This is a genomic window from Nocardioides pelophilus (genome assembly GCF_014180685.1).
Lineage (GTDB): Bacteria > Actinomycetota > Actinomycetes > Propionibacteriales > Nocardioidaceae > Nocardioides > Nocardioides pelophilus.
The window spans coordinates 1-7,200 of record NZ_JACEHF010000194.1 but is presented as its reverse complement, the minus strand read 5'-3'; the positions used below and the strand labels follow the sequence as shown (position 1 = coordinate 7,200).

The 7,200-nt window shown below is 71.9% G+C and carries 7 protein-coding genes; 2 read left to right on the top strand and 5 right to left on the bottom strand.

The genetic code is table 11. The annotated features are described in order from the left end of the window. Positions 1–71: 71 nt before the first annotated feature. The 5 genes from H0488_RS20620 to dnaB form a co-directional block, all read right to left on the bottom strand. Positions 72–1,328: an MFS transporter gene (locus tag H0488_RS20620; RefSeq protein ID WP_220794839.1), complete on the bottom strand. Its 1,257-nt coding sequence runs from the start codon at positions 1,326–1,328 to the stop codon at positions 72–74. A gap of 81 nt (positions 1,329–1,409) precedes the next feature. Continuing rightward, entirely contained in the window at positions 1,410–2,045 is a 636-nt protein-coding gene (locus H0488_RS20615) for a dihydrofolate reductase family protein (RefSeq protein WP_183101103.1), read from the bottom strand. 91 nt (positions 2,046–2,136) lie between these two features. After that, positions 2,137–2,847 (bottom strand): DUF305 domain-containing protein, encoded by a 711-nt coding sequence (locus H0488_RS20610; RefSeq protein WP_183101102.1) that lies wholly within the window; start codon positions 2,845–2,847, stop codon positions 2,137–2,139. Then, positions 2,844–3,302: an OsmC family protein gene (locus H0488_RS20605; protein ID WP_183101101.1), complete on the bottom strand. Its 459-nt coding sequence runs from the start codon at positions 3,300–3,302 to the stop codon at positions 2,844–2,846. Before H0488_RS20605 ends, H0488_RS20610 begins: the two co-directional genes overlap by 4 nt. A 102-nt stretch (positions 3,303–3,404) precedes the next feature. Continuing rightward, positions 3,405–4,799, bottom strand: a complete 1,395-nt coding sequence (gene dnaB, locus H0488_RS20600; RefSeq protein WP_312856458.1) for a replicative DNA helicase — start codon at positions 4,797–4,799, stop codon at positions 3,405–3,407. A 433-nt stretch (positions 4,800–5,232) separates the two neighbouring features. On the opposite strand from dnaB, the gene H0488_RS20595 reads away from it, so the two are divergent. Together H0488_RS20595 and H0488_RS20590 are read left to right on the top strand one after the other, a co-directional pair. Further along, positions 5,233–6,510: an MATE family efflux transporter gene (locus H0488_RS20595; RefSeq protein WP_246372592.1), complete on the top strand. Its 1,278-nt coding sequence runs from the start codon at positions 5,233–5,235 to the stop codon at positions 6,508–6,510. Positions 6,511–6,532: 22 nt separating this feature from the next. Further along, positions 6,533–7,144 carry a hypothetical protein gene (locus H0488_RS20590; protein WP_183101100.1) on the top strand — a complete coding sequence of 204 codons (612 nt, stop codon included), beginning with the start codon at positions 6,533–6,535 and terminating at the stop codon, positions 7,142–7,144. Positions 7,145–7,200: the final 56 nt, after the last annotated feature.

Genomic DNA, 7,200 nt, shown 5'->3' with positions numbered 1-7,200 from the left:
CGACGGCCGGCTCCGCTCCATCCCGATCTCCCGGCGGCCGCCGACCCGCGTGCAGGCCCCACCCGTCGACGCTAGCCGCTGAGGGCGCGCAGGCGGTCGCGGCCCAGGCGTCGGCTGCGGAGCAGCGCGACCAGCACCGCGGCGGCGGCGAGCTGGACGACGCAGGTGACGACGACGAGGAGGGGGACCGACCGGTCGTAGAGCCCGCCGGTCAGCGCGCCACCCGCGGCCGCGGCCGCGCCCACGACCGCGCCGAAGAGCCCGTACGCCGTCGCGCGGCGGGCGACAGGGACGAGGTCGGCCACGGTGGCGCGCAGCGTGGACTCCTGGATCCCGAGGGCGACACCCCACATCAGGGTGCCGGCGACGGCCACCCCGGTGGTGCCGGAGAAGCCGAGGGCCGGGACGACGGCGGCGACGGCCGGGAGTCCCAGGAGCACCGCCGGCCCGAACCTGTCGTAGGCCCAGCCGGTCGCCAGCGCCGCCACCGCGTCGACGGCCATGACCGCGGCGTACAGCACCGACACCATGGCAACCGTCAGCGCGCCGCTGGTCACCAGGTGGAAGCTGAGAACGCCGAAGGTGGCGAAGCCCGACGTCGTGAGCGCCGCGAACACGGCATAGCCCCAGAACCCTCCGGGGAGCGGGGTCGGGCGCGCCGGTGAGCCCGGCTCCACCGCCGGTCCCGACAGTTCGTCCGGCTCGTCGGCACCGGTCTCGTAGTCCGTCGGGTGCGGGACCCGGACCCGGAGCCACGCCACCAGCGTCAGCGCGAGCGCCCCCGGGACGGCGAGCGCGAGCAGGGCCGGGCGGTAGTCGCCGCCGCTGGCGCCGAGGACCGCGGCGACCAGCAACGGCCCGGCGAGCGCGCCGACCTGGTCGAGCACCTCGTGGACGGCGAAGCCCCGGCCGCGACCGGTGCTGGAGGTCGCGTGGGAGAGCAAGGTGTCCTTGGCCGGCGAGCGGATGGCCTTGCCGACGCGCTCGACGATGACCAACGCGGCGGCGACCCACAGCGTGGTCGCCAGTCCCAACAGCGGGACGGAGATGACCGTGACGGCGTAGCCGGCGATCACCCAGGCCCAGAACCTCCGGGTGCGGTCCGCCAGCGGCCCGGAGACGAGCCGCAGCACCAGGGCCGCGGCCTCCCCGATTCCGGTGACCAGACCGACCACCAGCCCGGTGGCACCGAGGCTCGCCAGGAGCGGTCCGGTGACGGAGCGCGCTCCTTCGTAGACCACGTCCGCCAACATCGCGACGACGCCGAACGAGGCGATGAACCTCCACGGTGACAAGCCCGGCGCCCGGGCGCTCGAGGGCGGCGCCACGTGGCCACGGTATGCACCCCGTCGTCGGTCGGCCAGTCCCAGTCGGCCAGTCTCGGTCGGCCAGTCTCGGTCGGCCAGTGGTCAGGCGGTGCTCCTCCTCGTGAACGTCAGGTGGATGACGCCGCTCGGGGACGACACCGCCTCCACGGTGTAGTCGTCCTCGAGCGCCTCCAGCCCGTCCCAGACCCGGACGCCGCGGCCGAGCACGATCGGGACCAGGACCAGGTGCAGGTGGTCGACGAGGCCGGCGGCGACGAAGTCGCGGACGACGGTGGCGCCGCCCCCGATCCGGACGTCCAGGCCGCCGGCGGCCTCGCGAGCGATCCGAAGAGCCTCGGCCGGCGGGGCGTCGAGGAAGTGGAACGTCGTACCGCCCTCCATCTCGACCGGCGGCCGCGGGTGGTGGGTGAGCACGAAGGTCGGTGTGTGGAACGGGGGGTTCGGGCCCCACCAGCCCGTCCACTCCGGGTCGTCCTGCCAGCCCGGCGGGCCGAACTTGTTGGCCCCCATGATCTCCGCGCCGAACCCGTGGTCGTGGCGCGCGGCGAAGGCGTTGTCGATGCCGCCGGTCCCTTCGGCGTCCCAGAACCGGGTGGCGAACATCCACTCGTGCAGCCGTTCGCCCGCGTGCCCGAACGGAGCCTCCTTGGACTGCGGCTCACCGGTGGCGAAGCCGTCGAGGGAGATGGACAGGTTGTGGATCCGGGTGAGTGACATCCGCGCTCCTCGAGAGATGACCGCACCGGCGCTGGTTTGCCGGGTGCTGCGAGTGTCGACCTGCGCGGCCCGCGGATCTCATCGGCGCCGGTCAGTAACGGCCCATGTAGCCGTGCCCCATGCCCATCCCCATGCCCATGCCCATCCCCATGCCCGGCCCCCAGTCCACGTCGAACCAGTCCGAGAGCCAGCCCTGCATCTGGATGATCTCGGCGTGCTGGTCGTCGCGGATCGAGCGAGCCAGGTCGGTGACCTCCTCGTGGTCGGTGCCCTGCCACAACAGGTGCTGGGACATCATCACGGCGACCATGTGGTGCCCGATCATGTCCTGGAGGAACACCAGGTCCAGGCGGTCGCCGGAGAGGCCCGCGAGGTCGCGCATCATCGGCCGGTACTGCGCGTCCGTGGAGACGTCCGGGTACCAGTCGGCCAGCCAGGACTGCATCTGCTCGATCTGGTCGGTCTGGCTCTCGACGATCGCCTCCCCGAGCTCCCGCATCTCCGGCCGGTCGGACCGAGCCAGCTCGCCCGCCGCCTCGACCGCCTCCTGGTGGTGAGCGATCATCTCGACGAGGTAGTCGGGCTCACTCGCGGCCGCCGTCATCGACATCGGGCCCATCATCGAGTCCCAGGAGTCGTCCCACCAGCGCGGCGTGCTGTTCGACCCCGCACCCATCATTCCCAGCCCCATCGGCCCCCGCCGGTCGTCGTCGTCGTTCGCGACCACGACCCCGAGTGCGAAGCCCCCGACCGCCACGACAGCAACGATCAGGGCGCCGATCAAGACGGGCAGACGCTTCATGGCTGGCTCCTCGGGTGAGCGACGATCTCGCCGTCGACGTCACAGACGGCGGCGAGGGTGTTGTAGACGGTGCCGAACTTGCGCAGGTTCGTGTGGACCAGCTCGACCCGCCGTGCCGGCTCGTCGGTGGTGATCGTGAGCGTGTAGCTGACCTCGGTGAACTTCGGGGGCTGGTCCTGCCGACGGATGGTCACCTCGACATCCGCGTCGTCGTACTGGAAGCCGAGCAGGTCGCGGCACCGGGCGAGGTTCTTGAGCAGGCACGCCGCGAACGCGGTGGCGAGCAGCTCGGCCGGCCCGGGCTGGCCCGACGGCGGGCGTCCCCACACGGTGTCGATGGCGATCGACGCCGTCCCCACCTCGGCCACGCCGGCGCCACCGGCGGGTGCGTGCGCCTTGATCGGGTAGGCGGTCGGGGGTCGCACCTTGACCTCGACCAAGCTGTCGTTGGTCACACTCCGACAGTCGCACGACCGTGCGCGGATCGGACCGTGCGTCCGACCTCTCTCGACGGGACCTAGGTCCCTCGGACCCACGGACACCCGTTCCGACGCGGGTCAGTGAGCCATGTCGACGAAGCGGGAGTAGTGGCCCTGGAAGGCCACGGTGATGTCGCGGGTGGCGCCGTTGCGGTGCTTGGCGACGATCAGGTCGGCCTCGCCCGGGCGGGTCGACTCCTTCTCGAAGACGTCGTCGCGGTGCAGCAGGATCACCATGTCGGCGTCCTGCTCGATCGAGCCGGACTCGCGAAGGTCGCTCATCATCGGGCGCTTGTCGGCGCGCTGCTCGGGACCACGGTTGAGCTGGGAGAGCGCGATGATCGGGACCTCGAGCTCCTTGGCCAGGAGCTTGATCTGGCGGGAGAACTCCGAGACCTCGAGCTGGCGGGACTCGACCTTCTTGCCGGACGACATCAGCTGGAGGTAGTCGATCACCATCAGCTTGAGGTCGTGGCGCTGCTTGAGCCGCCGGGCCTTGGCCCGGATCTCCATCATCGTCATGTTGGGGCTGTCGTCGATGAACATCGGCGCCGACGACACCTTGGCCACGTGGCGGGCCAGGCGGTCCCACTCCTCCGTCGACATCTTGCCGTTGCGGATGTGGTTGAGGGGGATCCGAGCCTCGGCCGACAGCAGCCGCATCGTGATCTCGGAGCGCGTCATCTCGAGGCTGAAGAAGCAGGTGGCCAGGTTGTTGTTGATCGACGCCGCCCGGCACAGGTCGAGCGCCAGCGTCGACTTGCCCATGGCGGGCCGGGCCGCGACCACGATCATCTGGCCGGCGTGGAGACCGTTGGTGAGGTCGTCGAGGTCGGCGAAGCCGGTGGGCACGCCGTAGATGCCGGCCTCGCGGTTCTCGATCGCCTCGATCTCGTCGAGGACGCCGTCCATGATGTCGCTCAGCGGCGCGTAGTCCTCGGACTTGCGGCGGTCGGTGACGCCGTAGACCTCGGCCTGCGCCACGTCGACGATGTGGTCGACCTCGCCCTCGCCGGCGTAGCCGATCTGCACGATCTTGGTGCCGGCGTCGACGAGGCGGCGCAGGATCGCCTTCTCGCGCACGATCTCGGCGTAGTAGCCGGCGCTGGAGGCGATCGGCACGTTGGCGGCCAACGTGTGGAGGTAGGGCGCCCCGCCGATCTTGCGGAGCTCGCCACGGCGGTTGAGCTCGCTGCCGACGGTGATCATGTCGGCGGGCTCGCCCCGGCCGTAGAGGTCGATGATCGCGTCGTAGATGGACTCGTGCGCGGGGCGGTAGAAGTCGACGCCACGGACCGTCTCGAGCACGTCGGCGATCGCGTCCTTGGAGATCAGCATCGCGCCGAGCACGGACTGCTCGGCCGCAAGATCCTGCGGAGGCGTGCGGCCGCCGGTGGGTGCGTCACCAGGTGCGTACGACGCCGGACCGTCGCCCCACTCGTCGTCCGACGGCGGGACCTCAGCGAGGCTCACCCGGCTCCCCTCCTTGCGTCGACACGGCTGTTGTCTGATCGTGCACAGGCACGCTCGCGCCGGGGTCCGACACAACCCCTGCCCGCGCCCCACCTCGAGATCTGCGAGAGACTCGCTTGCGCGAACCTACGCATGATTGCCGGCAATGAGTAGTGGCCTATCCCCAGGGGTCCACCGGCTCTGGGGATAACTGCCTCCTAGGGGTGGACGACACGCGACCCCGGTGTGCAGTGGCTGGGGAGGAGACTGTGGACTTGGCAGACCGAACACCGTCAATCGCGCCGCTGACCTGCGACAACGTAATTCCACAGGCGCGCTCCGAAAACTTCTCTGCAACGATTTCGTTCACCTCACCGACATCTCGGATTCTTCTGCGCGACACGGCCGGATCTGATATCGCGCCGAGATATCCACAGGCGGGGAGCGCAGCCCGATGCGGCTGACGCGCGATGACCGCGAGATCGGCCGGCTCGCCGTACCGGCGTTCCTGGCCCTGGTCGCCGAGCCGCTCTTCCTGCTCGGCGACGCCGCCGTGGTCGGCCACCTCGGCACCCGCGAGCTCGCCGGCCTCGGCATCGCGGGCACCGTGCTGCAGACGCTGGTCGGCCTCTGCATCTTCCTGGCCTACGGCACCACGGCCAGCGTCGCGCGCCAGCTCGGCGCGGGCCGGCGCGCGGGCGCCCTCGCCCAGGGCGTCGACGGGCTGTGGCTCGCGGTCGTGATCGGGATCCCGACCACGGCAGCCGGCATCGTGCTGACCGGTCCGATGGTCGCCGCCCTCGGCCCCGGCGCCGCGGTCGCCGAGGAGGCGGAGACCTACCTGCGGGTCGCCCTGCTCGGCGTCACCCCGCTGCTGCTCATGCTCGCCGCCACCGGCGTGCTGCGCGGCCTCCAGGACACCCGGACACCCCTGGTGGTGGCCGTCGCCGGCAACGCGGTCAACCTGCTCCTCAACGTGCTCCTCGTGTATGGCGTGGGCCCGCTCCCGCACCTCGGCATCGCCGGGTCCGCGCTCGGCTCGGTGCTCGCCCAGGTGGGCTCCGCGGCAGCGCTGGTGTACGTCGTCATTCGTGCCGCGCGCCGCGAGGGCGCCTCGCTCCGCCCGGACCTGCCGGGGATCCGCGGCGCGGCGCGCGCCGGTGTGCCCCTGCTCGCCCGCACCCTCACCCTCCGCGCCTCGCTGCTCGTCACGACGTACGCCGTCGTCCTCACCGCGCAGACCGCCTCCGCCGACGAGGCGGTCCCCATCGCGACCCACCAGCTGGCGATGACGATCTGGGGATTCCTCGCCTTCGTGCTCGACGCGATCGCCATCGCGGCCCAGGCCATCACCGGCCGCCACCTCGGTGCGGGCGACGTCGCGGCTGCCCGGGCGGTCACCCGCCGGATGATCGGGTGGGGGGTCGTCAGCGGCGTGGTCACCGGCGTCGCGCTGGCCGCGGCGAGCCCGGTGCTGGGAGTGCTGTTCACGACCGACGACGACGTACGCCGCGCGCTGGTGCCGGTCCTTCTCGTCGCGGCCCTCGCGCAGCCGGTGGCCGGCGTCGTGTTCGTGCTCGACGGCGTCCTGATCGGCGCCGGCGACGGGACCTACNCGCCCCGCTCGTGCTGGTTGCTGCCGTGGTCACCGACGACTGGGTCGGCGGCGGCCTGCCCTGGCTGTGGGCCGTCTTCGGCCTGGTCTTCATGGGCGGGCGGTTCGCGACCCTGACCCGACGGGCAGCCGGCGACCGGTGGCTGGTGACGGGGGCGAGCCGGTGAAGCCGCTGCAGGCCGTGGCGCTCGGTCTCCTGCTGCTCGCGCTCGGGCCCGCGGAGGCCGACCCCGGGGTCTTCGACCCGCTGCCCGACCCGCTCGGCTGGGTGCTGGTCCTCATCGGGCTGTACGGCCTCGGCCGGTCGCTCGACGACGTACGTCTCGGCGTGCTCCGGTTCCTCGGCGTCGCCGCCCTGGCGATGTCCGTCGCGCTCGTCGTCCCGGCCGCGGACCGCTGGTTCGCCAGCGATCCCTCGCTCGGCTGGTCGGCCGACATCGCCCGGTTCGCCTTCTTCGCCCTGCTCTGCCACGAGCTGAGCCAGTCCGCCCTCAGGGCGCGGCACACCCTCGGCGCCAGCACCTTCAGCATGTGTGCGCTGACGCTGATCTTCGTCCTCGCCGCGCCACCCCTCGCGTTCGGCGCCGGCTGGACCGCCGTCGGCTCCGCGGGCGAGACGGCCGCCCAGATCGTCCAGGTGGTGCTGGTGATCCTCTGCTTCGCCTTCGCCGGACGCGCCTGGGCAGGCGCGCCGCAGGAGGAGACGCCGGCCGCCGCCCCGGACACGGAGGGCGACGCGGACGGGTCCTAGCCCAGCTTCGCCAGCACGACCCCCGCCAGCGCGATCGCCTGTGTCTGCGGGTCTCC